This is a genomic window from Sporosarcina sp. FSL W7-1283, assembly GCF_038003105.1.
GTDB classification, from domain to species: domain Bacteria; phylum Bacillota; class Bacilli; order Bacillales_A; family Planococcaceae; genus Sporosarcina; species Sporosarcina newyorkensis.
Genome location: NZ_JBBOOL010000001.1, coordinates 2,512,288 through 2,538,280 on the forward strand (window position 1 = coordinate 2,512,288; position 25,993 = coordinate 2,538,280).

At 42.0% G+C, this 25,993-nt stretch carries 29 protein-coding genes; 8 read left to right on the top strand and 21 right to left on the bottom strand.

Annotation, left to right across the window (positions count from 1 at the left end):
• Positions 1 to 3: 3 nt before the first annotated feature.
• The 5 genes from MKY93_RS12950 to MKY93_RS12970 all read right to left on the bottom strand — a co-directional run bounded on the left by MKY93_RS12950 (position 4) and on the right by MKY93_RS12970 (position 3,616).
• Positions 4 to 438, bottom strand: coding sequence for a MarR family winged helix-turn-helix transcriptional regulator (locus MKY93_RS12950; RefSeq protein WP_340759421.1), 435 nt, complete (start codon positions 436 to 438; stop codon positions 4 to 6).
• 529 nt (positions 439 to 967) lie between these two features.
• Positions 968 to 1,753 carry a MetQ/NlpA family ABC transporter substrate-binding protein gene (locus MKY93_RS12955; protein WP_340759422.1) on the bottom strand — a complete coding sequence of 262 codons (786 nt, stop codon included), beginning with the start codon at positions 1,751 to 1,753 and terminating at the stop codon, positions 968 to 970.
• 132 nt (positions 1,754 to 1,885) lie between these two features.
• On the bottom strand, positions 1,886 to 2,326 hold the full coding sequence (locus MKY93_RS12960) for a hypothetical protein (RefSeq protein WP_078818106.1): 441 nt from the start codon (positions 2,324 to 2,326) through the stop codon (positions 1,886 to 1,888).
• Positions 2,327 to 2,335: 9 nt separating this feature from the next.
• Entirely contained in the window at positions 2,336 to 2,668 is a 333-nt protein-coding gene (locus MKY93_RS12965; RefSeq protein WP_078818107.1) for a hypothetical protein, read from the bottom strand.
• Between the two features lie 186 nt (positions 2,669 to 2,854).
• On the bottom strand, positions 2,855 to 3,616 hold the full coding sequence (locus tag MKY93_RS12970) for a FixH family protein (protein ID WP_078818108.1): 762 nt from the start codon (positions 3,614 to 3,616) through the stop codon (positions 2,855 to 2,857).
• A gap of 153 nt (positions 3,617 to 3,769) precedes the next feature.
• Between MKY93_RS12970 and MKY93_RS12975 the strand changes: the two genes are divergently transcribed.
• The 4 genes from MKY93_RS12975 to MKY93_RS12990 all read left to right on the top strand — a co-directional run bounded on the left by MKY93_RS12975 (position 3,770) and on the right by MKY93_RS12990 (position 6,860).
• Complete coding sequence (locus MKY93_RS12975; protein WP_176132586.1) at positions 3,770 to 4,450, top strand: response regulator transcription factor; 681 nt, start codon at positions 3,770 to 3,772, stop codon at positions 4,448 to 4,450.
• Entirely contained in the window at positions 4,447 to 5,856 is a 1,410-nt protein-coding gene (locus MKY93_RS12980; RefSeq protein WP_078818110.1) for a sensor histidine kinase, read from the top strand. The genes MKY93_RS12975 and MKY93_RS12980 overlap by 4 nt, the downstream gene beginning before the upstream one ends.
• 1 nt (position 5,857) lies before the next feature.
• The gene (locus tag MKY93_RS12985; protein WP_340759424.1) at positions 5,858 to 6,418 is read left to right on the top strand and encodes an SCO family protein; all 561 of its coding nucleotides are present in this window, start codon (positions 5,858 to 5,860) and stop codon (positions 6,416 to 6,418) included.
• A 76-nt stretch (positions 6,419 to 6,494) separates the two neighbouring features.
• Positions 6,495 to 6,860, top strand: a complete 366-nt coding sequence (locus MKY93_RS12990; RefSeq protein WP_078818112.1) for a hypothetical protein — start codon at positions 6,495 to 6,497, stop codon at positions 6,858 to 6,860.
• A gap of 14 nt (positions 6,861 to 6,874) precedes the next feature.
• On the opposite strand, the gene rlmN is transcribed toward MKY93_RS12990, so the two are convergent.
• From rlmN to hisZ, 11 genes are all read right to left on the bottom strand, one after another.
• Entirely contained in the window at positions 6,875 to 7,951 is a 1,077-nt protein-coding gene (rlmN, locus tag MKY93_RS12995) for a 23S rRNA (adenine(2503)-C(2))-methyltransferase RlmN (protein WP_078818113.1), read from the bottom strand.
• Between the two features lie 80 nt (positions 7,952 to 8,031).
• Positions 8,032 to 8,205 carry a hypothetical protein gene (locus tag MKY93_RS13000; RefSeq protein WP_176132574.1) on the bottom strand — a complete coding sequence of 58 codons (174 nt, stop codon included), beginning with the start codon at positions 8,203 to 8,205 and terminating at the stop codon, positions 8,032 to 8,034.
• A 222-nt stretch (positions 8,206 to 8,427) separates the two neighbouring features.
• Complete coding sequence (locus MKY93_RS13005; RefSeq protein WP_078818114.1) at positions 8,428 to 9,780, bottom strand: cyclic 2,3-diphosphoglycerate synthase; 1,353 nt, start codon at positions 9,778 to 9,780, stop codon at positions 8,428 to 8,430.
• Positions 9,781 to 9,999: 219 nt separating this feature from the next.
• Entirely contained in the window at positions 10,000 to 11,061 is a 1,062-nt protein-coding gene (gene hisC / locus MKY93_RS13010; protein WP_078818115.1) for a histidinol-phosphate transaminase, read from the bottom strand.
• A complete protein-coding gene (gene hisIE, locus MKY93_RS13015) occupies positions 11,054 to 11,704 on the bottom strand; it encodes a bifunctional phosphoribosyl-AMP cyclohydrolase/phosphoribosyl-ATP diphosphatase HisIE (RefSeq protein WP_078818116.1) in 651 nt (216 codons plus the stop codon). The genes hisC and hisIE overlap by 8 nt, the downstream gene beginning before the upstream one ends.
• The gene (hisF, locus tag MKY93_RS13020; protein ID WP_078818117.1) at positions 11,697 to 12,461 is read right to left on the bottom strand and encodes an imidazole glycerol phosphate synthase subunit HisF; all 765 of its coding nucleotides are present in this window, start codon (positions 12,459 to 12,461) and stop codon (positions 11,697 to 11,699) included. The genes hisIE and hisF overlap by 8 nt, the downstream gene beginning before the upstream one ends.
• On the bottom strand, positions 12,448 to 13,173 hold the full coding sequence (hisA, locus tag MKY93_RS13025) for a 1-(5-phosphoribosyl)-5-[(5-phosphoribosylamino)methylideneamino]imidazole-4-carboxamide isomerase (RefSeq protein WP_078818118.1): 726 nt from the start codon (positions 13,171 to 13,173) through the stop codon (positions 12,448 to 12,450). Before hisA ends, hisF begins: the two co-directional genes overlap by 14 nt.
• A gap of 164 nt (positions 13,174 to 13,337) precedes the next feature.
• Positions 13,338 to 13,922, bottom strand: coding sequence for an imidazoleglycerol-phosphate dehydratase HisB (hisB, locus tag MKY93_RS13030; protein ID WP_078818119.1), 585 nt, complete (start codon positions 13,920 to 13,922; stop codon positions 13,338 to 13,340).
• Positions 13,922 to 15,202: a histidinol dehydrogenase gene (hisD, locus tag MKY93_RS13035; RefSeq protein WP_078818120.1), complete on the bottom strand. Its 1,281-nt coding sequence runs from the start codon at positions 15,200 to 15,202 to the stop codon at positions 13,922 to 13,924. The genes hisB and hisD overlap by 1 nt, the downstream gene beginning before the upstream one ends.
• Positions 15,199 to 15,834 carry an ATP phosphoribosyltransferase gene (hisG, locus tag MKY93_RS13040; RefSeq protein ID WP_078818121.1) on the bottom strand — a complete coding sequence of 212 codons (636 nt, stop codon included), beginning with the start codon at positions 15,832 to 15,834 and terminating at the stop codon, positions 15,199 to 15,201. The genes hisD and hisG overlap by 4 nt, the downstream gene beginning before the upstream one ends.
• Positions 15,822 to 17,051, bottom strand: a complete 1,230-nt coding sequence (gene hisZ, locus MKY93_RS13045) for an ATP phosphoribosyltransferase regulatory subunit (RefSeq protein WP_176132575.1) — start codon at positions 17,049 to 17,051, stop codon at positions 15,822 to 15,824. The genes hisG and hisZ overlap by 13 nt, the downstream gene beginning before the upstream one ends.
• A gap of 152 nt (positions 17,052 to 17,203) precedes the next feature.
• Here hisZ and MKY93_RS13050 point away from each other — a divergent pair, with 152 nt between their 5' ends.
• Positions 17,204 to 17,998 carry a histidinol-phosphatase HisJ family protein gene (locus MKY93_RS13050; protein ID WP_078818123.1) on the top strand — a complete coding sequence of 265 codons (795 nt, stop codon included), beginning with the start codon at positions 17,204 to 17,206 and terminating at the stop codon, positions 17,996 to 17,998.
• Between the two features lie 531 nt (positions 17,999 to 18,529).
• Here MKY93_RS13050 and MKY93_RS13055 read toward each other — a convergent pair.
• Both MKY93_RS13055 and gdhA read right to left on the bottom strand, forming a co-directional pair.
• Positions 18,530 to 19,105 (bottom strand): YdcF family protein, encoded by a 576-nt coding sequence (locus MKY93_RS13055; RefSeq protein WP_340759435.1) that lies wholly within the window; start codon positions 19,103 to 19,105, stop codon positions 18,530 to 18,532.
• A 297-nt stretch (positions 19,106 to 19,402) separates the two neighbouring features.
• Positions 19,403 to 20,785 (bottom strand): NADP-specific glutamate dehydrogenase, encoded by a 1,383-nt coding sequence (gdhA, locus tag MKY93_RS13060; protein ID WP_078818125.1) that lies wholly within the window; start codon positions 20,783 to 20,785, stop codon positions 19,403 to 19,405.
• 381 nt (positions 20,786 to 21,166) lie between these two features.
• On the opposite strand from gdhA, the gene MKY93_RS13065 reads away from it, so the two are divergent.
• Positions 21,167 to 21,310 carry a hypothetical protein gene (locus MKY93_RS13065; protein ID WP_176132576.1) on the top strand — a complete coding sequence of 48 codons (144 nt, stop codon included), beginning with the start codon at positions 21,167 to 21,169 and terminating at the stop codon, positions 21,308 to 21,310.
• A gap of 48 nt (positions 21,311 to 21,358) precedes the next feature.
• Here the strand turns inward: MKY93_RS13065 and MKY93_RS13070 are convergent, their stop codons facing one another.
• On the bottom strand, positions 21,359 to 22,642 hold the full coding sequence (locus tag MKY93_RS13070) for a LysM peptidoglycan-binding domain-containing protein (protein ID WP_078818126.1): 1,284 nt from the start codon (positions 22,640 to 22,642) through the stop codon (positions 21,359 to 21,361).
• A 182-nt stretch (positions 22,643 to 22,824) separates the two neighbouring features.
• Here MKY93_RS13070 and MKY93_RS13075 point away from each other — a divergent pair, with 182 nt between their 5' ends.
• The gene (locus MKY93_RS13075) at positions 22,825 to 23,460 is read left to right on the top strand and encodes a spore coat protein (protein WP_078818127.1); all 636 of its coding nucleotides are present in this window, start codon (positions 22,825 to 22,827) and stop codon (positions 23,458 to 23,460) included.
• Positions 23,461 to 23,552: 92 nt separating this feature from the next.
• A complete protein-coding gene (locus MKY93_RS13080; RefSeq protein WP_078818128.1) occupies positions 23,553 to 24,212 on the top strand; it encodes an HAD family hydrolase in 660 nt (219 codons plus the stop codon).
• 43 nt (positions 24,213 to 24,255) lie between these two features.
• Here MKY93_RS13080 and MKY93_RS13085 read toward each other — a convergent pair whose 3' ends face one another.
• Both MKY93_RS13085 and metA read right to left on the bottom strand, forming a co-directional pair.
• On the bottom strand, positions 24,256 to 24,960 hold the full coding sequence (locus MKY93_RS13085) for a DUF421 domain-containing protein (RefSeq protein ID WP_139366018.1): 705 nt from the start codon (positions 24,958 to 24,960) through the stop codon (positions 24,256 to 24,258).
• Positions 24,961 to 25,031: 71 nt separating this feature from the next.
• A complete protein-coding gene (gene metA, locus MKY93_RS13090; RefSeq protein ID WP_078818130.1) occupies positions 25,032 to 25,940 on the bottom strand; it encodes a homoserine O-acetyltransferase MetA in 909 nt (302 codons plus the stop codon).
• Positions 25,941 to 25,993 lie beyond the last annotated feature (53 nt).

Below are 25,993 nucleotides of genomic sequence, written 5' to 3' on the forward strand. Positions count from 1 at the left end.
GGATTACTCTCCCTTCGCTTTCACTTGTTCTTCTAAAATGACCTCATAAATCTTGTTCACTGCCTGTTCTAATTGATTAATTACTTCATCATCTAGCTTAGCGTAGTATGTCAATACAATTTGCTCATCTGCTTTTGCATATAATTCATAAAGTTCTTTACCTTTCATGCCAAGTGTTACGATGATTTCACGTCTTGAGTTAGGATTAATGGAGCGCTCGATATAGTGCTCCTTCTCTAATTTAGTTAGTAACTGACTAATTGCACTTGCGGTCACATTCATCTTTTCAGCCAGTTCATTGACCGTTAAAGCACCATACTGCTCTACATGCTCGATAATTAAGGATTGCTTCGGTGTTAATTTATGCTCAAGCACTTCCTCATAGTGATGTAGCAATGCGTAGTTTATCTGATCTAATGTTTGAAAAATCTCATTCATTCGCTCTGCTAGCATAAAAATCCCTCATTTCATTAAGCAACATAAACATTTTAGATACCTAAAGTGTTTTTATGAGAATATTGTAACTAAATACACGCATTAATCTCAACCGCATTCAAGTATAATTTATGTATTTATCTTTAATTTTCGCTACTCAAAATAAGTGTCAGCATAATAAACATTGAAATAAACAGAAGGGAGTAATTTTTCAATCTAACTCCCAAGTCTTTTTACCTGAATATAGATATCCAATTTATAATAAAATTCAAACCTTGATATAATTTATCAAATGGTTAGTTCTCAAAAAGGCGTTTTATTAAAATGACAAGCCAAGAAACATAATATTTAGTAGCAAAATTTATATGACGGAACGTGAAAAAGTATATTAATGTATTCCACACCATTATCCGATTTATGGATGCTTCGAGTAAAAATTTAATTATTAGATTTTCCAAACGATAATCCGATTACCCCATTTTAATAAATAAAAAACGCCCCTACATCACTGTAGAGACGCCATACCGTTGCTTCATTCACCGAAACCTTGAAATTCATCCTTTATTGCTTTTTTAAAGGTCTTCGACTGTACAGCTTCTTTTAAAGCTTCAGCAAATTCCTTGTCCAAATCTTCTTCTTTTACTGTCAACACGTATTTCAATTCTTCGTTTAGTTCTTCTTCAGCGAGTGCGTCTGCCAATTCCATTTCATTGACAATGATGTAATTATCCGGAATGACCGCCAAGTCTCCACTCGTTAAAGATGCAATGAGCTGAGAGGTGAGGACTGGTTGAATTTGCAGGTTTTTGGGATTATTTTCGATTTGCTGTTCGTTAACGTCGAATGCATTTGCATTTGAATCTAATGCCAGCAAACCTTGTTGCTCCAAGAAACGAAGTGCTCTGGCTGTGCCAAGTTCATCATTCGGAATTGTAATTAACGCTCCGTTTGGAATATCATCAATCGATGTGATGGAGTTCGAGTATAATCCAAGACCTACACTTGGAACCTCTGAAAGCGACACGATGGAGAGATCGTATTCTTCATTAAATTGAGTTAGATAAATATTTTGCTGAAACAGGTTCGCATCAATTTCGCCTTCCGCAAGTTCGGTATTTGGTTCAATCAAATCGCCGTATTTTACAACTTCCACTTTATAGCCCTGTTCTTTTAAAGCCGGCACTAACGCTTTATCAACCACTTGTGCATAGATTCCTTCTGTTGTGCCGATTTTCAGCGTTTCATTGCTTTCGTTCTGACTGCAGCCTGTCAGCAATATGCCGAATATCGTCAACAGTCCAAGTATTTTCATTTTCATAGTTTTCCAATCGTTCCTTTCAAAAAAGCTACTATATCCCATCATATTCGCTGCGTTTTTCACTGTCAAACAGTAGCTTCACCAAAAAAAGATGTGCAACTTTATACACATCTCTTTATGCGTTATGTAATTTTACCAAATGGATGGTTTTTGTACCATTAACCATAACATGATCATGAGTAATCCAATATAAATCCATGCAGTGCGACGTAATTTGTTGAGGATCATATGTCGATCCATGCCGGATTCATGGAATCTTTTCAGAACAGATGAAAAACCAGTTGCCAGAAAGACAGCAGACAGCAGCATGATAACTAGCGTGAGGATCACCCAGGAACTATGCCATGGCCACGGACCGAACAGAATGAGCAAGGCGCCTGTCACAACCAACACGTGGCCTGCATGCATGACAAGTCGGATGATCACTCGGATGAACGCCAGATAAATGTCTTCCGCTTCTGCTTTGGCAGTGCGCAGCCGACGAATCAGCGGCAACAGTAGAAATAAGGGTCCTACTGCAATGACAGCCGATACTACGTGCGCAAAGACAACCGCTCCGTAATAGAGACTCATAGGTTTACATCATTTCTGAACAGGGCTGTATTCGTGCACCCATACTTTCATCTGTGGAAGCCAAGGCATTTTTTCGTGAATGGAGAGCATGGTTTGTTTGTAGTCCTCAACTGTATCGTGGCCTTCTGATTTGGCATCTTCATCCGTTAGTTCTCCAAGAGTTTGTTCGTAAAGTTTGTCGATGCTATACTCTTTTCCTTCAAGTGTCATAATTTCTCCCGGGTACGCGTAGACGCCATTTCGTCTAGTTGCCCACTTTTTACCTTCAAGCACTTTTTGTACATCTTCAGGAATTGTGACCAGTCTTTCGATGGAACATGTTTTTTCAGGATAGTTTGTCATGTGAATACTCCTCCAAGTTAACTATATTATTACTACTCTTGTCATTGTAACGCTTTCTTCGGGATAATTCGAGTTTAACATTTAACAGTGATTCTCTTTATGAGCGGCCGCTGTTATTAGAGCGCAAAGGCTGTCACAGAAAGCCTAGTTGCTCGGACATTCTGTAACAGCCTCGTTCTTCTCAAGTTATTTCACTTCAACCGTATGTTCTTCATGTTCATGAAGATCTTCATTTTCGATATGGATCGTTACTTTATACGTTCCGGCTTTTGGGAACTTATAATTGGCTATGTATTCACCTGGTTTCGTTTCTTCTGTTTCTGCCCATTGAATTTCATCGGCAGGATCTGCGATTTCATAGCGGACATTTGTGTTTTCCAGTGCTTTTCCTTCAAGTTGTACATGTGTCATTAATTCCGTTTCAGATCCTGTTTTTGATTCTTCTGGCTGCATGAAATGAATTGCTAAGCCTTCAGTTGTTCCATGGTCATGATGGTCTCCGTGTTCACCTAATTCTTGGGATTCGCTATCGTCGCCTTCTGCCAACTCCGCCTCACCGATTTGGATTTGTTTTTCAGGCATGATATGCATTCCGCGGGCTGTCACATGGACTTGCACATGATAGATTCCATCCTGTTCAAAAGTCGTTTCTGCCGAATAAATCCCTTTTTTCTCGTTCGTCGACTCGACATGGATACTGTCGTCTTTCTTTCCTTCTTCCCAAATTTCAAATTCCACTTCCGTTGCATCTTCCACTTCTTCATTGCCTTGCATTACAAGAGCAGACACGGTGACTGGTTCATTCGCTTCAGCTTGCTCCGGCACAGTCAATTCCACTTCAAGTGGTTCAGGCAGTGCTGCATCTGTCGGTACGTCTTCCTCTTTTCCGCAAGCCGCGACAACAGCAAGCATGGCAACACCCAACATAAAAATTACGAAACGTTTCATTTTTCATTCTCCTATCTATTCGTTTAGCTGTTATGATTATAAAATACGATTGCGAAATTTGAATGAAGTTTCGACAACTTCTTGAAAGTTCATTCAGACTTCACAACTTTTCCGGAAAATTGATCTATAGATAGAGTAACGAGTGGAGGGCCCATAATGAATTACACGATTTTAGTGATTGATGATGAACCGCAAATGCGTAATTTAATCCGCATGATTCTTGAAGACGCGGGTTATATGGTAATCGAAGCGGGTGATGGATTACAGGCGTTATCTGCTTTGAAGCAGCACGACATTCATTTATGTATCGTCGATGTCATGATGCCTTATATGGATGGCTTTACGTTCGCGGAAGAAGTGAAACGTACGTCCACTGTACCGTTGATTTTCTTATCAGCAAAAGGTGAGGAATGGGATAAGATCCAAGGATTGAAGCTTGGCGGAGATGATTATATTGTCAAGCCGTTTATGCCGGGGGAACTTGTTGCACGGATTGAGGCCGTACTGCGCAGGACATATCGGCTGAATCCAGATCCACAAATGTTGCAGGCAGGCCCATTAACGATTAATGAGGACGCCCACACTGCGCATATTAACGGAAAACAACTGAATCTGACGCTAAAAGAATTCGGTCTGTTATTGCTGCTGACAAAGCATAGCGGTCGCGCCTATTCACGCGAACAATTGCTGGAATTGGTTTGGGGGGATGATCACCAAAGCAGCGAGCGGACAATCGATACACATATTAAAACATTGCGGCTGAAACTCGGCGATGCAGGGAAAATGATCGAGACGGTCTGGGGGATCGGCTATAAACTTGAGGCTTCTAAATGAAGAACTTAAGCCTCAGCAAAAAGATGATGCTGGTTTTTTTAGGAAGCATCGCTTGTACGATTTTATTCTCCTTCTTCTTCATTCACTATCTTTACACGGATCTGTACAAAGAACGGATCAAGGAGTCCATCATTTATCAGGGAAATCGCACTGCCGCACATTATCATTACGGCGAATTGAGCGATTCGATCATCGAAAAAATCCAATGGTACAATATTGTCTCCGAATACGAGATTATTGTCGTCGATCGGCTGGATGACCTGACTTCTTATTTCCCTTATCAACTCGATTATCAGTCTCTTGTCACTGAGAGTGACCAGGAGATATTAGCCACAGGACAATCTGTAATGAAGGAAGGGTATGTGGAGGAACTGAAACGCGAAATCTTCGGCGGAATTTTCCCTATTAAAGGAGAAGATGGGCTGATCGGGTTCATTTATATCTACGTTCCGCTTGCTGCCATTCAGGACGTCTTTCGAGCTAGTTTACCGATCATGATCGTTGTCGGTGTGGTTTTTTTCTTTATTTTATTTTTGATCTTACAGCGTGTGTGGCGCTCTTTATTTGACCCATTAAAAACATTGCAGGCGTATTCGGAAGAAGTATCAAAAGGTGATTATTCCAATCGATTAAATACAGGGCGAGACGACGAAATCGGCAAATTAGCGACGGCTTTTAATTCGATGAGTCATTCGCTTGCAGAACAAGATCAGCGAAAAAAGGAGTTTACTTCGAATATTGTTCACGAACTGCGGACTCCGCTGACTTATATTAGTGGATATGCACAACTTTCGAGAGATAAAATCGATCGTTCACCTGAAGAAGTGAAGCAGTATTTGTCGACGATTGAGAAAGAAACGGAGCGGCTAAAGAAGTTGATTCATGACTTGGTGGAGCTAAATCATTTGGAGCAGGATTTTTATACATTAGAGAATGAACCGATTGCGATTGCCCAACTGTTGTTTGATACACTCGAACTTTTTGCGATTCGTATGGAGGGAAAAGGAATTCATTTACAGACGTCCATTGACGAGGAATTGATTCTGCAAGGAGATCCTAAACGACTTCAGCAAGTGTTTTACAATACGATCGACAATGCAGTAAAGTACGCGCAGCAAGAGATTACCATTTTATTAATGGCAAATGAAAAAGGAGTACAATATGAAGTTTCCAACGATGGAGTGACGATTGGAGATGAAGACGTGGAAAGGATCGGAGAACGTTTTTTCCGTACGGATAAGGCACGAAATCGAACAACTGGCGGATCGGGACTTGGTTTGTCGATCGTAAAAGAGATTGTCCGGCTCCATCAAGGGACATTTGAAGTGTCCAACAAAACGACAGATACGACAGTAACGATTAAGCTGCCCGTCGCGCCGGAGCTAGCGCAAAGGAGTGAAGTATGAAATGAAACGACTCACCCCCTTCATATTGTTGATAGTTTTGCTTCTCTCCAGTTGCAGTGAACCGCTCGAACGCGGTAAAAAAGTCCGTGATTTCACTTTTATCGATCAAAATGGAGAATCGTACGGTACGGAACAATTGGCTGGTACGCCATGGATTGCTGATTTTATCTTTACGTCCTGCACAACGATTTGTCCTACGTTGACGAGCGAAATGGCATCGCTTCAGAAAATGTTGAAAGAGGAAGGTCTGGACGTACAGTTCGTGTCTTTTTCCGTTGATTCAGAAGTCGATGAACCAGCCGTCTTGAAAAAGTATATTTCCAACTTCACGGATGACGAATCCGACTGGCATCTGCTGACTGGCTATTCTCAATCTGAACTCGAAGCATTTGCGCGAGAAGAATTTCAAACATTCGTACTGAAGCACGACTCCTCTAACCAAGTTGTGCATGGCACCAATTTTTATCTGATGGATTCAGAAAGTTATATCCTGAAGGAATACAATTTTTCAAATGAAATGTATAAAGAAGAGCTGCGGAAAGATTTGAAGCGAATTAAATGATCGGCGGCCGGTAACGAAAGACATGACGACCGGCTTCGATTCCGCTATACTAGTTGATGGAAAGCAGGTGTACGTGTTGGATTCTCGTTATTGGAAAATCGGTTTCTTCACCGGTTTAATTTCATTCGTGTTGCTCATCTTAGGTGTTCGTACCGTGCTCGGTCATGAACTCATCGTCAACAATTACTTGACGTTCGCGGTATTCGGGCTGATTGTAGGCATCGTCAGTTCGCTGTTGCTTTTTTATCAATTACATATTGCCTTTAAGATGTTTATGGTCGTTCTCGTGTTAGCGTTTGCGGAAATGTTCCGGAGCTTCATCATGATGGACAATGAATTTTCAGAAGCCATCGGGATGCTGTCACTGTTCATCATTTCTTCATTCGGACTGGCGATCTCTGTTATCATTCAATTTCTTGTCAAATTATTGAAGAAAAAGTAAAGCCGGCTGGAGAATTATTCTCCGACCGGCTGTTTTTTTGTTGTTTTAATTTGCTTACTGCGTAATTGACCACAAGCTGCGTCAATATCTGTTCCATTTTCCCAACGGACACCGCAATTAATGCCTTTACGTTTCAATGCTTCATAAAACGACTTGATTGCTTGCCGCTCACTGCGCTGATACTGACCGTGTTCATCGACAGGATTGTAAGGAATCAAGTTAACATAAGATAGATGACGTTTATCCGCGAGTAACCTTCCGAGTTCTTCCGCTTCTTTAACATGGTCATTGACATCGCGTAATAAAATATATTCAAATGTGATTCGGCGATTCGTTGTTTCCAAATAATAATTGATTGCGTCCATCAATTTTTCAATTGGAAATGCTTTATTGATTTTCATGATTTTCGAACGCAATTCATTATTTGGTGCGTGCAATGACACTGCCAAGTTGATCTGGATATTCTCTTCGGCGAATTCTTTGATCTTCTCCGTCAAGCCACTCGTAGATACGGTAATATGGCGCGCTCCGATCGATAGACCTTTTTGATCGTTGACGATATGAAGGAAGTTCATTAAATTTGTATAGTTATCGAACGGTTCTCCGATTCCCATGACGACGATATGGCTGACACGCTCGTCTTCCCCTTTTTCATCAAGATGTTCTTGAACTTTCATGATCTGTCCAACAATTTCCCCTGCATCGAGGTCTCGGTTTTTACGCAATAACCCACTCGCGCAGAAACTGCAGCCAATATTACAGCCGACCTGTGTCGTCACACAGACGGAATAGCCGTATGGAAATTTCATCAGGACAGTTTCGATCAAGTTACCATCTGTCATTTTAAAGAGGAATTTCACCGTACCATCTTGAGATACTTGCTTGACGTTCTGTTCAAGCGTTTGGATCGTAAAGTGCTCGTTTAATAAGTCACGCGTATCTTTACTGATGTTTTTCATTTCATCGAATGACAGCACGCGTTTTTTATATAGCCAGTCCCACACTTGCGCCGCGCGGAACTTTTGTTGTCCGTGTTCTATGAAGAAGTTTGTCAATTGTTCGATTGTCAAACCGTATATGGATTTTTTCATTTAGTTTCTGGCCTCTTTTCAAAAATTGCAATCCTGTTATTATACTACAGGATTGCACAAAAAGGAACAACCGATTTGGTCTATTCTTGCTGTTGTTTTTCGGTTCTAAGTTTCACATAAAAGGCAACAAGATTCAGGAATGCGAGCACGACAAAAAGAATGCCCATTTTCGTTTGTCCCTCAGATATTCGATCATAGGCAAAGTACACCATAATGAGACCGATGACGAGATCGGTAATTTTGGATTTCAACATATTGGTTCCCCCTTATTCACCTCTCAGTATAGCAGAAAAGCCTGGCATCCGAGCGAAAAAGTCGTCGAACCGAACCAATCAACCATCAAACCGCACGTAACTAGAGCACAACCGAACAAATCCCTGGTAGAAGCGAGCCAAGCTAAGAGCCGACCGCACCAAAAAAACGCATTAGCCACCGAATTTTCATTCAGCGCAGATGCGTTCACAGTTCAGATCAACTTATGCTTTTGTAGCTGTCAATTGATGCTTTTCAATGAAATCTTCCAGCACCGTTTCAAGGTTCGGTCTGCCAATTTCTTCTAGATCGTAATAGACACGTGTGCAAGGCTTGTTGATGTTGATAACACGGGAAAGGTCCATCGGTGTTCCGATAATGACTGCGTCACAATCCGCTGCATTGATTGTAGCTTCGAGGTCTTTCAATTGCTGCTCGCCATATCCCATTGCCGGCAAAATACTCTCGATATGTGTGTATTTATTAAACGTTGTGATCAAGCTGCCAACTGCAAATGGACGTGGGTCGACTATTTCAGTTGCCCCTAGACGTTGAGCTGCGATGACACCTGCGCCTAACTTCATTTCACCGTGCGTCAATGTCGGGCCGTCTTCCACGATCAGAACGCGCTTGCCTTTGATGATTTCAGGATTGTCTACTGAGATTTTTGATTCGGCTTTAATGATCGTGCTGTTTGGAGCCGCAAATTTAATATTGTTTTCAACAGTCTGGATTGCCTCTTCAGACGCACTGTCGATTTTATTGATGATCGAGACATCTGTCGTACGCAAGCACACTTCTCCTGGGTAATACTTCAGTTCGTGTCCAGGACGGTGCGGGTCAAGAACAGTGATCGCTAAATCCGGCTCGTAGAATGAAAAGTCGTTGTTGCCACCATCCCAGAGGATTACGTCACAGCCATCCGGATCATTTTCAGCAGCATCCAAGATATCCTGGTAGTCTACTCCTGCATAGATAATGTTGCCACGAGAAACATGCGGCTCATATTCTTCCATTTCTTCAATTGTACAATTATGTTTTTGGAAGTCTTCCACAGTCGCGTAACGTTGAACTCGCTGTGCAGCCAAGTCACCGTAAGGCATTGGATGACGAATCGCCACAACTTTCAAGTCATGTTCAAGCAATGTCTCGATAATTTTACGTGAAGTCTGGCTTTTTCCTGTTCCCGTTCTCACGGCACAGACCGAAATGACCGGCTTATTACTTTTAATCATCGTCGCTTTTGATCCAAGCAATGTGAAGTTCGCACCTGCTGAATTGACGATGGCGCCAAGTCCCATGACCGCTTCATAGCTAATATCACTGTAAGAGAATACACATTCATCTACTTTTAGCTCTTCAATTAATTTAGGTAATTGATCTTGTGAATAAATTGGAATGCCTTCAGGGTAAAGTTCTCCCGCCAGTTCAGCCGGATACTTACGTCCATCGATATCAGGAATTTGTGTCGCTGTGAAGGCGACAACGTTGTACTCCGCCTTGTTACGGTAGTATGTATTAAAGTTATGGAAGTCTCTTCCTGCTGCGCCAATGATAATTATATTTTTAGTTTTCATGATTTCATCTCTCCAATCGAGCTTCTTTTTATTATTATAAGACATAATGTATAATAATACAATAGGAAACGTAAAAAAATACATTGAATCGTATAGATATACACGACGCGGCAGACTATTACTAGTTCAAACACTTGGTATGACAATGTTTTATGATATTTAAAGTTGTATGCATAAATAAAAACCATTCTAAATCAGAATGGCTTTTTATTACTTTATTCATTTTATCAGTTGCTTCAGCGCTTCCACTAACACTTCCATCTGTTCATCCGTACCGATCGTGATGCGCAAATAGTTGTTAATTCCTTCTTGATCAAAGTGCCTCACCAAGATTCCTCGTTCTTTCAATTGTTCATACAGTACCAAAGCGTCTAGATTCGCCGGCTTTGCAAATAAAAAGTTCGCATCAGACGGCACCACGTCAAATCCCATTTCAATTAATGACTGCACGCACCGTTCTCTTGTCCGGATGATTTTCTTCGTGCTTTCCGAAAAGTATGCATGATCTTGAAATGCTGCAGTTGCTCCTGCCATCGCCAGTCGGTCAACCGTGTAGGAATTGAACGAATCTTTAATCCGTGTTAGACCTTCAATCAGTTCGGGTTGTCCAAGCGCAAATCCTACACGCAGTCCAGCAAGCGCCCGGGACTTCGAAGTCGTTTGGATGACAAGCAAATTGTCATAACGATCAATCAACTTTATTGCGGAAGGACCTGCAAAATCTATATAAGCTTCGTCTATGACCACCACTTGATCACGATTCTGTTGCAAGATCCCTTCGATCACATCGAGATCTGCATAGATACTCGTCGGCGCGTTCGGATTTGGTAAAATTACTCCCCCGTCCGATTGAAAAAAATTTTCCATGGGCAATGTAAAATCTTCATTCAACGGTACTTTTTCAAATGGTATATTGAAGATCTTCGAATAGACCGGATAAAAGCTATAACTGATTTCCGGAAACTTAATCGTTTTTCCCGGTTCGAAAAAAGCCATGAAAGAGAACGCCAACACTTCATCGGAACCATTTCCGACAAATACTTGTTCTTTCGTCAGTCCATATGTATCTGCGATTGCATGTCGCAGTGGATCGGCTGTCGGTGAAGGATAACGCTGCAAAGAATTATCGTCGAGAGCCTTTTGAATCGCCGCAAGCACTTTTGGGCTCGGGGGATATGGGTTTTCATTGGTGTTTAGTTTGATGATATCTGGCTGATTCAATTGCTCGCCCGGAACATAAGGCTCAGTCCGTTTGGCAACTGTGCTCAGAAATCTACTCATTTCGCAACACTTCCTTTTTCGGTCTTCTTTTGCGCAGCACTTGCTGAACGTCTGATAGATCGACATCTAGAATATTCATCAAGACGAGCGTGTGATAGATCAAGTCTGCGATTTCATTGGATACTTCTTCTTTATCTGCATTTTTCGCTCCAATTACCACTTCCGTCGATTCTTCTCCGACTTTCTTCAATACCTTGTCAATGCCTTCATTGAATAAATAAGTCGTATAAGAACCTTCAACTGGATACTCTTTACGATCAGCGATTTCGTCAATCACTTCATAGACAACTTCACGCAAAGATTCCTCCTGCTCCATTGCCTTCGTGAAGAAGCATGTTTTCCTACCTGTATGGCAAGCCGGGCCTTGAGGTGTCACTTGAATGAGCAATGTATCCTGGTCACAATCCACTGAGATCCGCTTTACTTGCTGGCGATTGCCGGAAGTTGCTCCTTTATTCCAAAGTTCTTGTCTCGAACGGCTGTAGAACCAGGTTTCATTCGTTTCTAACGTCTTCTCAATTGCATCTTTATTCATATAGGCGAGCATTAAGACTTCCCCTGTTCGATCGTCTTGCACGATTGCGGGTAGCAAGCCTTTGTCGTCAAACTTAAGGGCGTTGATGTCAAGTGTCATATTAGTCATTCCTCACTGCAATATTTTCTTCTGCTAAATATTCTTTCAGTTCCCGAATATTAATTTCATTAAAATGGAAAACAGAGGCTGCAAGTGCCGCGTCGGCTTTGCCTTTTGTCAGAACGTCTTTGAAGTGTTCAGGTTTTCCAGCGCCGCCGCTTGCGATAATTGGAATACTAACCGCTTCTGCCATCGCATTATTTAAGGCAAGATTGTACCCGTCTTTCACGCCATCTTCATCGATGCTATTAACGACCAATTCGCCTGCGCCCAAGCTCTCCATTTTCTTCGCCCATTCGATGGCGTCAATTCCTGTCTCTTCCATACCACCCTTTGCGTATACCGACCATTCCTTATCGCCTGTCTGACGAATGTCCATCGACAGCATAACGCGTTCCGATCCGTATTTATCAGCAACTTCCTGAATCAATTGGGGATTCGTCAAAGCTGCACTGTTGATGGAAACTTTATTACCACCAAGTTCAAAAATTTTGTCGACATCTTCCAATGTACGGATACCGCCGCCCACGATGAATGGGACCGGCACCTCTTTTGCGATTTCTTCGATTAAATCTAAAAACATACCGCGATTTTTCGTTGAAGCAGAAATATCATAAAATACGAGTTCATCCGCTCCGTCAGCAACATATTTCTTTGCTAAAGTAAGAGGATCCGCTACTTCCTGAACGTCCAGAAACTTTTTCCCTTTTACGACTTTGCGATTGTCTACATCCAAGCATGGAATGATTTTTTTAGTTGCTGACATAGCTGTCGTCCCCCAGTAATTTTTCTAAAGATAATTTGCCTTCGTATAGTGCTTTCCCGATAATCGCTCCATACATGTCTTGTGCAGCAAGTTTCTGAATATCATTCTCCGTCGAAACCCCGCCTGAAGCGATAATATCAATAGAAGATGTTTCGTTCATCACTTGCAGTTCCTCGAAATTCGGTCCTTGCAACATGCCGTCTTTCATAATGTCAGTGTAGACGACTGTTTTGACGCCGATTTTCGCCAGGTCTTGCAACAGATCGACTGCTTTGACGTTGCTTGTTTCAGTCCAACCGTCAGTTGCGACTAGACCGTTGCGTGCATCGATGGAAACCGCGATTTTCTCACCGTATTTTTCTACGGCTTGCTTTAGGAATTCTGGATTTTGAATTGCTGCTGTGCCGATGATGACGCGTGAGACGCCGCTTTCGATGTGCGAGTCAACAATGTCCATAGTGCGGATGCCTCCGCCTACTTGTACAGGAATTATAACGGCTCGCGCGATGGCTTCAATTGCTTTTTTGTTTAGCGAGTCGCCGGTTTTGGCGCCGTCAAGGTCGACAACATGAATGTATTCGGCTCCTTGTCTTTGCCATTCTATTGCCATGTTGGTTGGCGAGTCATTATAGATTATTTCTTGACCGTAGTCTCCTTGGATCAGACGTACGCATTTGCCGCCTCTAATATCGATTGCTGGAAATAAAATCATCAATTAGTCCCCCTAATAGATTAAGTGTAGGTTTCTGGCACCGTTGATCTGCGCTGCAGGCGGACGCTTTCCGATCCGATCAACTAGTGCATATCTCTACTTTGCTTACTTCGCTCATATTCTATTGAAAAATTAAGCCCGAAATAGTATAGAATAATTTCATCTTACAAAGTTCCCTTAGTAGAAGGAACGCCCTTAATTTCCGGGTTGATGGTGCTGGCTATGCGCAAGGCGCGGCCGAAGCTTTTGAATACCGATTCTATGATGTGATGTGTGTTTTTTCCATAGTCTAAGTTGATATGTAATGTGACGTTAGCATGGCTTGTGAAGGCGATGAAGAATTCTTCCACGAGTTCGGTGTCGAAGTTGCCTACTTTATCTTTCATTCCGTCGACGTTAAAGACGAGGAATGAGCGGCCGCTGATGTCGATGGAGGCTGTGGATAGGGCTTCGTCCATTGGTGTAGATACCATTGCAAAACGTTCGATTCCTTCTTTGGTACCGATGCATTTATTGAAAGCTTGTCCGAGCACGATGCCGACATCTTCTACTGAGTGATGCTGGTCGACTTCGATGTCGCCGTCACATATCACAGTTAAATCAAATCTTCCGTGCTTCGCGAAGGCAGTCAGCATATGGTCGAAAAACCCGACGCCTGTCTGAATCGTTGTCTTGCCTGTGCCATCCAATGAAAAGTCCATTTCGATGGATGTTTCGCCTGTTTTACGTGAAATTTGTTGTTTGCGCATTAATATCCTGCCTTTCGTACTTTGATCGAGTTGGCGTGCCCTGTCAGTTGTTCAGACTCAGCTAGAATAATGATATCATCCGCCACCTCAGCCAGTGCGCTTTCCGAATAATAGATTACACTGGACTTTTTCATAAAATCATAGACACCTAGAGGGGAAGAAAATGCCGCTGTACCGCTTGTAGGCAAGGTGTGATTCGGTCCTGCCATATAGTCTCCGAGGGCTTCCGGTGAATGTTCACCAAGGAAAATCGCACCTGCATTGCGAATCGAAGCCAAATGCTCCATTGGATTATCGATCATCAGCTGTAAATGTTCTGGTGCCAGTCGATTGACAAGTTCAAATGCTTCTTGCAATGTGTCGACAAGAATGATACGTCCAAATTGCTCAATCGATTGCGTCGCAATTTCTTGACGGTCTAGTTGTGCTAGCTGGCGTTCGATTTCTGCTACAAGTTTACTTGCAAATACTTCACTCGTTGTGACACAAACTGCTGCTGCTCGCTCATCGTGTTCTGCTTGCGACAGCAAATCCGCTGCTGCGTAGATTGGATTTGTATTGTCATCCGCCACGACGCAAATTTCGCTCGGGCCCGCAATCATATCGATCGCGACGTCACCAAATACCCATTTCTTCGCTCGTGCTACATAGGCATTACCAGGTCCAGTGATTTTGACGACTTTATCAATCGTCTCTGTTCCGTATGCAAGAGCCGCGATCGCTTGGGCTCCGCCTACTTTATAGATTCGATCGACACCTGCTTCTTTCGCTGCCACCAAGACGTGAGGATTTATTGTCCCATCACGCTGAGGTGGTGTAACCATGGAAATTAACCCGACACCGGCGATTTTTGCAGGTAATGCATTCATTAGTACAGTAGAAGGGTACGCCGCTTTTCCGCCTGGTACGTAAATACCGACACTATCAATAGGCGTTACTTTCTGACCGAGCACGATGCTTTCATTCGGATTCAAAAACCAAGATTGTTCTTTCTGGGCTTCGTGATAGCTTGTGATCCGTTGCTTTGCTGACCGCAGTGCATGATAAAATTCTTCGGATACTGCTTGTTCTGCTTCCTGGATTTCCTCTTCGCTGACCATCAAGTTATCTAGTTTTACACCGTCAAAGCGCTCGGTGAAATCAAGAACTGCTCTATCGCCTTCCAAACGGACTATTTCTATAATCGATAAGACATTTCGATCGAATTCCAAATCTAGCTGACTCGAATCACTTCGTTGCAGCAACTCTTCCTTAAATTCAGTTCCGCGAATCGTTTTCATGCGCGCACCTCCAGTCCTTCTTTCATATCTTTTATGAACTGCTGGATGTCCGCAGTTTTCGTTGCATAGCTGGCTTTATTGACAATTAAACGCGCACTGACTTCAGCAATTTCTTGCAGTACAACAAGCCCGTTTTCTTTCAAAGTCGTCCCCGTCTCGACAATATCAACGATGACGTCTGACATACCGATCAACGGTGCCAGTTCGATGGAGCCGTTCAATTTGATCATCTCTGTCCGAATTCCTTTTTTATCAAAGTATTCTTTTGCCACTGCTGGATATTTAGAAGCGACCGTTAAAAATGGCATCTCATCCACTGGTGTTCCCGGGAACCCGGCTACTGCGAGTTTGCATCTGCCAATGCCTAGGTCCAGTAATTCATAGACATCACGCGGATCCTCCATCATGACATCCTTCCCTACTATACCGACATCGGCCGCTCCATTTTCCACATATACCGGTACATCTACGGCTTTGACAAAAATGAGTTTGATCGTTTGCTTGTCATCATAAATGACGAGCTTTCGACTTTCATCTGTGAAATCCGAGAATCGAACGTCTGACTTTTCAAGGAAATCCATCGCTCTGTCCGCCGTGCGCCCTTTCGCCATGGCAACTGTTAAATAGTCCATTCAGGTACCCCTTTCTTGCGTACAATCAAGTCCAGCAAATGTTTAAAATCTACAAATTCTGTTGTCTCTTCTTCTATCAGTTGATTCTGCTGTTGCGTGAGATGAATTGTATAAAGACTATCTTGTATTTGAAGCGGATGCTTCATTGGTTTAGATATCACGCGATATTCCCGCTCTCTCAATTCATTCGTTATGTCGATGGCGTATTTCATCCGGCTTTCTTCATAGAAAACCGTTATATCTATGCTATAACGCTCGGTCAACTCTTTATGCGTCGCGGCTTTTACTAAAGAATCAATTTCGCAAGCAAAACCGACAGCAGGTAATTTGATACCAAACTCTTCACTTAATGCATCGTATCGACCACCCATCAGTACAGGTTTACCGAAGTTTTCGACATAACCTTGGAAGATAATGCCTGAATAATAGCCCATATGATTGATCAAACCAAGGTCGATGACGATATGTTTTTTTAATCCATATAGTTCAACTATTTTATATGTTTCCTGCAAGTATTCGATGGCTTGTTGTACCGAATCGCTGACTTGAAGATTTAGTAGTCTTTCAAACACATGAGCCGGTGCACCGTATAACAGCGGCAATTGTTCGAGCACCTCTTTGACAGTTTGATCTATGGACAATTGTTCTAGGAAAGGACCGATTTCCACAATATTCTTTGCTTGAATCAATGTCTTCAATTCAGCTGTCTGCTCGCATGTCAGTTGCAGATCCGCAATCAATTCAGTAAAAAATCCAGCATAACCAATTTCTATTTTCACATCCGAGAAGCCTACGTCTCTCAATGCGTGGCAGGCCAGCATAATCGTTTCTGCGTCAGCTTCTGGAGAACTTGGACAGTAGTACTCCACGCCTGCCTGAGTCTTGCCGATTTTTTCGTTTTCCTGAAAGGTTTGTCTAAAAACTTCTTGGACATAATAGAAACGCATTTCTTCTGGCAAGTTGCCGTTTAGCTGAACAAGTTGCTGAGTTAATGGAATCGTTACATCCGGCCGTAATACTAGTACTTCGCCCGTGTAATCAATCACTTTGATCATCTCATTTTGATTGATCGACGTACGCACATTCGAATACAGATCGTATCGCTCAAACGCAGACGTTTTGATCCGCTTGTAACCATATGTAGTGAAACGTTTGCTCAACGTCCCGATGATCTTTTCATGTTTCTCATGTTCATTCGCTAGAATTTCAGAATACAAAATAGTTCTACCGCCTTCCGTCCGTTCAATACTTCACTACTTTACTACGCTAAAGTTAATTATTACTATACTGCTTATAAAAGACGTTGTCAACTGTATGTCTCATTATGGTTCTGTTACACTATGTAGTATAGAAAAGGAGACATGAGATTATGTTTGATTATCATATGCACAGCGCATTCTCTGCAGACTGCGAAATCCCAATGGAAGAAATGGTCAAGACATCCATAGCCAAAGGACTGAGCGAAATTTGCTTCACTGACCATGTCGATTATGAATATCCAGACGACACAATTACATTCGACTTTGACAAACACGCATACGCTGAAAAAATCCGGCAGCTCAACCAGCAATTCCATGGACAGCTAACGATCAAAAAAGGAGTCGAAATCGGTCTCCAGCCTCATTTATTGGATCGTTACGAAAAGCTAATGGATGAGCATGCTTTCGACTTCGTCATCTGTTCACTACATACCGTTGAAAACAAATCCCTTCATTACCGCGAGTTATTTGAAGATCGCACTGTCGAGGATGCATTCGAAACGTATTATCGAGAATTGCTCTATTGCGTGCAGAACTTTAATCGATATAGCGTATTAGGGCATGCCGACTTGATCAAACGCTACACCGATCAGCCACCAGCGCATCTTTTTCACGACGCGCTTGAGCAAATCTTCAAAACGATCATTCCTGAAGGCAAAGGCATCGAACTCAACACGTCAGGCTCGCGCTATGGATTGCCGCACAATATGCCAAGCACGGATATATTGAAGCTCTACAAACAATGCGGAGGTGAAATCATTACTCTTGGTTCCGATGCTCATCGAACGACTGATATCGCTCATGAATTCAAAGAGTCACTTGAACTCTTTCAATCGATCGGCTTTAACTATCTTGCAACGTTTAAAGACGGCCAACCTGACTTTCATGCAATTTCTTCTTTATAAGCGAAAAAGGGAGACTAGGACAAAACTAAGTTGTTCATAATGAAAGACGAACGATCACAAAAAACACAAATAGGTTACTTAGTGTGCGGTCAGGGATTTCCCCTCCAGGCCGGGATGCTTTCCGGCCAAATCCTACATTTTGTTCGGTAGGAAAGTTGACTTGGCCCCAAATACAAAAAGTTTGGCTATGTTCAATTTTGAAACATAGAAACCCAGTGCTTAATCCGTATTTTTTGGTATTCAATAATGTAAAACTGCTATCAAACTGCCTTGTATACAAAAATTTGGATTGAAGTTGAGGTCAGGGCGAAAGGCGAAGCGTTAGGATCACAGGTTTTCCGAAGCGGACGAGGAGGCTCACCTGCGTCCCACGGAAAGCGACCCTGCCCGCAGCGGAAATCCCATAGGCAGCGCCGAGTCTACAGTTTCTTTATATAGAAAAAACCGAACTATATTACAAAACTATGATTAAATGTTTTGTAAACGTTCGGTTTTTTTATCGCTTTGAATCCTTTTGTTCCGGCTACTTTTTCATTTTCTAAAAAGCCACGTCTTAAACAAAGCCAAACGTTCGCGAATCCATACCTTCGTTTTGACGATTTCGGGCGTCCTGGCTGCCACTACATCGGTCTTCCACCCTAATTGCTTTGCTAAAAACCGTGCTCTCGCCAAATGAAAATCACTACTAATAATCGTCACACCAGCCAATTCAGGCAGTAGTTCTTGCGTATATTTCAAATTTTCATAGGTGGAAGTGGACTGATCTTCAAGCAACAACCGCTCTTTTTCAATGCCTTGCTGAATCAAATAAGTATACATAGCCTGAGCTTCACTTAATGCCTCATCTTTACCTTGTCCGCCCGACAATACCAATTGAACGTGCGGAAAACGTTTTGCATACTCCGTTGCTGCCTCTAAACGATAACGCAGCGATAAAGATGGCTCTTCTCCATTCACTTTCGCTCCAAGAACCACCGCATATTTATACGAACCATCTGCTGTATGCTGTTGCGCTTCTTTCATCCTTTCTGCTGGTATCAACCAAAACATCATCAGCCCCGCAAGTAACAACGCTGCAACTATTACTATACCTATAAGCTTTTTCATTCACTCGCCCCTCTTCTTCAACAGTTAGACGGAATCAACTGAAGAAGAGTTCCAACTATTCAATACCTATATAAACTGAAATTAATAACTTACATTTGAAGTAAAACGTATAACATGTTGATTTCCGTTCTATACGGACGCTTTCTTCCACTCCAATCAACTGAGTATCCATATCTGAACAAACTTATGTTAAAACTTTAATTCAACATACCTATCTATTCAATGATAGATATGGTTTCACCCCTTATAAATCAGAACAGACACAAGGACCAAATCCCTGTGTCTGTCTCTACTACATTATCGAATTCCGTGCGCTACCATTGCGCCGGCTACTCTTAGGAAACCAGCAATATTTGCACCCATCACTAGATTACCAGGCTTGCCGAATTCATCTGCTGCCTTTTTACAATCGTTATAGATATTTTGCATAACTTCTTTCAAATGTTCATCCACTTGTTCTGCCGACCAAGATAAGCGTTGGCTGTTCTGTGACATTTCCATCGCAGAAACTGCTACACCGCCTGCATTGGCGGCTTTTGCCGGAGCAAATAAAACATTGTGCTCTTGGAATATCTCGATGGCTTCGATTGTACAAGGCATATTCGCGCCTTCCCCAACCGCCTTCACACCATTCGCGATCAGCATATGTGCTGCAATTTCATCAATCTCATTTTGTGTCGCACATGGTAGAGCGATATCACAAGGTATTGACCAAATCGCGCTGCAATCTGCATGATATTCTGCTTCAGGACGTTCTTTCGTATATTCCCAAATTCGTTTATTGCCAAATTCCTTCAACTCTTTAACCAAATCTAGATCAATTCCATCTTTATCATAGATATAGCCATCAGAATCACTACATGCTACGACGTTTGCACCAAGCTGCATTGCTTTTTCCATAGCATACGTGGACACGTTCCCTGAACCTGATACGACCATCGTCTTTCCATCCAATGTAAGTCCATTCTCTTTAAGCATTTCATCAACGAAATAAACTGTCCCATATCCAGTAGCTTCTTTACGTCCCAGACTTCCGCCATGATCCGGATTTTTCCCTGTCAGGATGCCAGCTTCATAGCCGCCTTTAATTCGATTATATTGACCGAATAAATAACCTATTTCACGTTTCCCAACGCCGATATCCCCTGCCGGCACGTCAATATCAGGACCAATATGCCTGCTTAATTCCGTCATGAAACTTTGAGTAAAACGCATGATTTCACGATCCGACTTGCCTTTAGGGTCAAAATCAGAACCACCTTTACCTGCCCCAATCGGCTGACCAGTTAACGCATTTTTAAAAATCTGCTCGAAAGCCAAAAACTTCATAATACTAGTATTTACTGACGGGTGAAAACGTAATCCGCCTTTATAAGGTCCCAGATCACTGTTAAATTGTACACGGAATCCTCTATTCACATGCACTTTCCCCTGATCGTCTTCCCAAGCTACGCGGAATGAAATGATTCGTTCAGGTTCTGTGATCCGCTCAAGAATACCATTTGAAATAAATTCGGGATGCTTAGCAAAGACAGGACGGAGGGAATCAAAGATTTCTCTTGTCGCCTGCAGAAATTCCTTTTCGTCAGGATTCCTTTTCTTTACTAATTCATATACTTCATGAACATAATCGTTTGCTCGTTTACGATTATTAAATTGGATTTCATCTATCTTTGTCATTTGCGCCCATCCCTTTCCCTGGTGTTATTCGAAATACATCGACTGAGTAGTCGCTCACTTTACTCAGTAGAAGTTATCCATAAAGGACGAGTTCTACTGAATAAATTGAATTTCTAATGAATTGAATTTCAATTGTTCGAAATATTTCTTTGTATTCCAATATTATTACTGAAATCAAAGCAAGATACAAGAATTATTTGTAATTTAAGCAGAATGCTTTTACTTTTGTGTCAATTTTATGTATTAGAACTAACTTCTTCATTTACAGTTGACTGAATATAGTGTATTATTAATCTATTCAAACAATCAATGTGAAGCGGTTAGTTTAAGAGCATTCGCATGAGCGGGAGAACCAATACGAAAAGAAAGAGGCGAAGCACCATGACAAAGAAAAACAATCCAATACGCTCCATTTTAGGAGCCAATCTGCTCCTTATCATGACTTTTGCTTTCCTACCTGCTTTACTCGTAAATCCGGATATGGATGTTTTCCAAAATGCGATGAAGTTGATTACTAACGAATAGACGATCACGTAAATGAGCCTTTCCTGAGTTTAGGGAAGGCTCATTTTTTCACCTTTTGCGAATGGTAAACCGATCTTCCAACAGCAACCAATTCTGCGGGAAAGCCAAGCCAAGCTTCCAGTACATAATCCCACGCAACCTAAATTCTTTCAGCAAATCAAATTTCGCATTGATGCTTCTTGCGTCTTCAAACCACACTTCATGTTCAGTTCCTTGTTGGTCATAGTACGTAAAGTGAGGAGCTTGAGCTACCGCATCGTATTCAATTGAGACTTTTTCATTGATGGCTAAATTTGTTGCCATTCTTGGACTCAAGGCCACAGCCGGCTTACTATCAGCTTGCCCGAATGGGGCGGACCAATCATAGCCATATAAATTTTGTCCCAAGAAAATCTTATCGCGTGGAATTTGGCTCACTGCATATTCAACGACTCTCCTGACAGGACCAATTGGACTGACAGCTTGCGGAGCGCTATACGTATATCCCCATTCATACGTCATCAAGACAACAAAATCACAGATTTCGCCATGTGCTTTATAATCATGGGCTCCATATATACCCGTCGTCACTTCTCCTGCTTTCGGAGCAAGAGCCGTCGAAATTGTTAATCCTGCCTTATGGATTTGATCGCGTGCATTGCGCAATAATTGATTATATAATTCACGATCTTCCGGGAATAATAATTCAAAGTCAAAATGAATATCTTTATAGCCTATCCTGTTTGCCGTCTCAATTGCATTTTGAATCATCCGATTTTGCGCGGCCTGATCGGTAAATAGGGCGTGGGCCAGATCAGCGCTGAATCCATAGTTTTCTAAGTTGGTCAACACCATCATATTTAATGCACCTGCATTTTGGGCGATGGTCGGAATGTCATCAAGGGGTGGTTCTTTAAGTGAGCCATCACGTTGGACTTCATAGCTGAACATTGCCAAATATGTAAGCTGTCCGACGCGTTGTCTGACTTCCGTGATCATCTGTTGGCTTACCGGATTGCGGGGCTCCACGTATAATAGAGAGTCGATCGGCGTCTTAGGCGGTTCAGGAATGTAAAGACGCTGACCTACCTGCAAAATGCCCGCCGGATTAATATTATTAATCTGTGCGAGCCGTTCGACTGATAGACCATGAGTCTGCGCAATCCTATAAAGACTGTCTCCAGGCCGAACCCAATAATATGTTCCAACAATCGGTATGACTAACGCTTGTCCAATCGCTAACTGCGAGGCATCTTCCAATTCGTTCGCTTGTGCAATTTGTTCATAGGGAACACCATAGATGTTTCCAATTATAAAAAGACTCTCACCAGGTTTCACTACATGAATCTGCATGTGACTCCACTACCTTTCTCATGTTCTCTAACCAAGATATGGTGGAGTCAATGGAAATATGCTTGTTTTCCGAAGTCCGTAAATCTTCGAGTAGTCCATAGACCATACTTCGTATTCCAAATGCATAATTTCACGAAACCTCCTCATACTACCGTTGATGTAAATGACTATTAAAGGAGGATATGTATTTGACTAATCAATTCGAAACATCTCAACACATGCACGACGGAGCAGTCCCCCCCTCTATGAATCATGGCGGCCATGAACTTTTTGACGTTCACGAAGTATTGAACACTGCAGTTGGTGCATTGAATCAATCCATGATTCTTCGTCCGCACGTAAAAGATCCAGAACTCTTAGATATTCTGGACCGACAGTACCGTTTTATGCTTGATGAATACAATATTACGGTTGAATGTTTCAAAACAGGAAAAGACCCATCACACCCTACGCAGAGTTATCAAATGAAAGTTGGCAGTGATTTTGTCTATGGCATGAAGGAAAAGGCGCCTTCAAAACCAATTCAATCGACAAACGAAATATCTGATGAAATCATCTCCGGCTTTTTGCTCGGTTCTGCAAAAAAAGGGGCCACTGGGAAAGCAGCTGCTGCTTTGGAGACGTGTAATCCAGTCGTTCGTCGTGTGCTTGCAGACTCCATACCCAACTGTATAGAAATGGCGTATGAATTGTCGATTTATCAAAATAAACATCACTATTATCAAGTCCCTCAGTTGAATACTCAGGACATGAACATCCTACTCAACTCATTTGCCCCCTCGCAAGGACAACCCAGCATGCCAAAAAACCTTCAATAACCAGCTAAAAGCAGACTTTTGTCTGCTTTTTTGCTTTCTCCCTCATTGTATTTGTATACTGTAAGAATACAGACAAATGAAGGGGTGTATTTATGAAAGTTGCCATTTTTGACTTTGACGGCACGTTGTATACGAAAGAAACCTTTAAATTGCTTATGGAGCAATTGAAGAAACACCCGAGTTACCAGCGTTATTACGGAAAATTCTACAGATCGATTTTACCTTTATATATCTGTTACAAACTAAAATTACTGCCTGAAACCGAAATGAAAGAACGATCCATGAAGCTGTATTTGAAGGCTCTTGAATCTTTAACAACTGCACAACTAGAACAATACTTCGAAAATATGCATGAAGAAATGTTAAACGATTTCAATGAAGATGTCGTCAACAGATTAGCTCGACATCAAGCAGAAGGTCATCATGTATTGTTAGTTTCTGGTGCTTATACTCCCTTTTTGACTGCAGTCACGAGCCATTTGTCATTCGATCGTATTATCGGTACTGAAATCCCTTCATGCGGCGAACAGATTACGATGGACCAACCATTTCTACATATCCAAGGAGAGCGTAAAAACGAACAAATCGAAAAAGCACTTCAAGGTAAATCGATTGATTGGGAGAACAGCTTTGCTTACGGAGATAGCATCTCCGACTTGCCTGTGTTAGAGCAAGTCGGCAATCCTGTAGCCGTCAGACCCGATCCGAAACTTGCAGCCATAGCAAACCAACGAAATTGGGACATTTTATGATGAAAGCTGAAAAGCCCTGAATTCGGCTTCAGGGCTTCAAGCTTCAAGCATTCTTCAATGTATTAACATATAAGTTTCCATCGGTTTGAATTTCTGCATACAGCACATGCTCCGGCTTTCCGATGCCTTGCAGTTCCAGTTGTTGTTTCAACCATACATCAGTCAGCTTCAATTCACGCATATTTTCCTCTTGTACTTTTCCGTCGGTAATAATTTCGGTCGGAATATATTTAGGTTTAGGAGAAGCCACTTTGACATCTTTTTTCGTCGCCTTCTCTTCGCCCGGCTTAAGCATTATGCTCAAGTTTCCATTCGTTTCGAAAATCGCATAATTGACATCTTTCATGGAAAAAACGGCTTGTTCCCGAAGCATCATATTCAATTCATTGAAATTCAAACGCAGCTTACTTAACGAGCCTTCCACAATCTTTCCATCCTGAATTACGATGATTGGCTTATCATCCAGCAGGACACGTAGTTTTTTTGATTTAAACGTTAAATAATTGGCAAGTATCGTCAATACTGCCCATAGGATCATACCATATAACCCATTTAAGAACGGCGTCTCGGACTCCCCTGCCAAATTGGCGGCAATCGAACCGATCGTGATACCTGTCACGTAATGGAAGAAAGTCAATTGAGATATTTGTTTTTTTCCCATGAACCGGGCCAGGATCAGAAGGACGATAAAGGAAATAACAGTCCGCAAAGTCATTTCCCAAAAAGACAGCTCCAAAAACTCATCCATATTCACAACGCACACCTCCATTGAGTGGAGTATGTGTGAAATGCGGGAAACTATACTTTCATAAGCTTATTTCAATCCCAAACGTATGGCGTTGCTTGATAGACATAGTAGTTCAACCAGTTCGAGAATAACAAATGTGTATGTGAACGCCAAGTATTCATTGGTTCTCTCGTCGGATCATCATTCGGGAAATAATTTTCAGGTACATCAATATCCAATCCCTTTTGGACATCTCGCCCGTATTCTTCAGCCAATGTATGTGCATCATACTCTAAATGTCCTGTCACCATTATGTTTTTTTCATCATTAGAAATCACAATGAATGCACCCGCATCATCCGATACAGATAGCAGTGTCAAATCCGGATGCTTCTCAATTTCTTCTATGGAAACAGCCGTGTGACGTGAGTGAGGAGCAACAAATACATCGTTAAATCCTCTTGCCAAATTGACTGTTTGGTCCGTGATATCGTGAGAAAAAATCCCAAAACATTTCTTCGGCAACTCAAACTTATCAATGCCGTAATGATGATAAAGTGCGGCTTGCGCGCCCCAACAAATATGCAAGACAGAGGTCACATTGGTTTTTGTCCACTCCATGATTTTCTCTAATTCCTTCCAGTACACTACGTCTTCAAATTGCATATGTTCAATAGGTGCTCCTGTAATAATCATGCCGTCAAACTTGCGCTCTTTCACGTGTTCGAATGTTGTATAAAACGTTTCCAAATGAGTTTGACTGACATTTTTGGAAACATAGGTCGCCGTATTTAAAAACGTCACGTTTACTTGCAAAGGCGTATTACCAAGTAATCGTAATAATTGAAGTTCTGTTTTTTCTTTTTCAGGCATTAAATTCAGAATCAAAATGTTCAGCGGCCGAATATCTTGCTCCGTCGCCCGATCTTCATCCATGATGAAGATTTTTTCTTTCTTCAGTAACTCACCTGCAGGTAATTGTTTCGGTATATTAATCGGCATATTTCTTCCCCCTTGGCTATTCATTCGGCCTGTTTTTACAAAATAAAAAACCT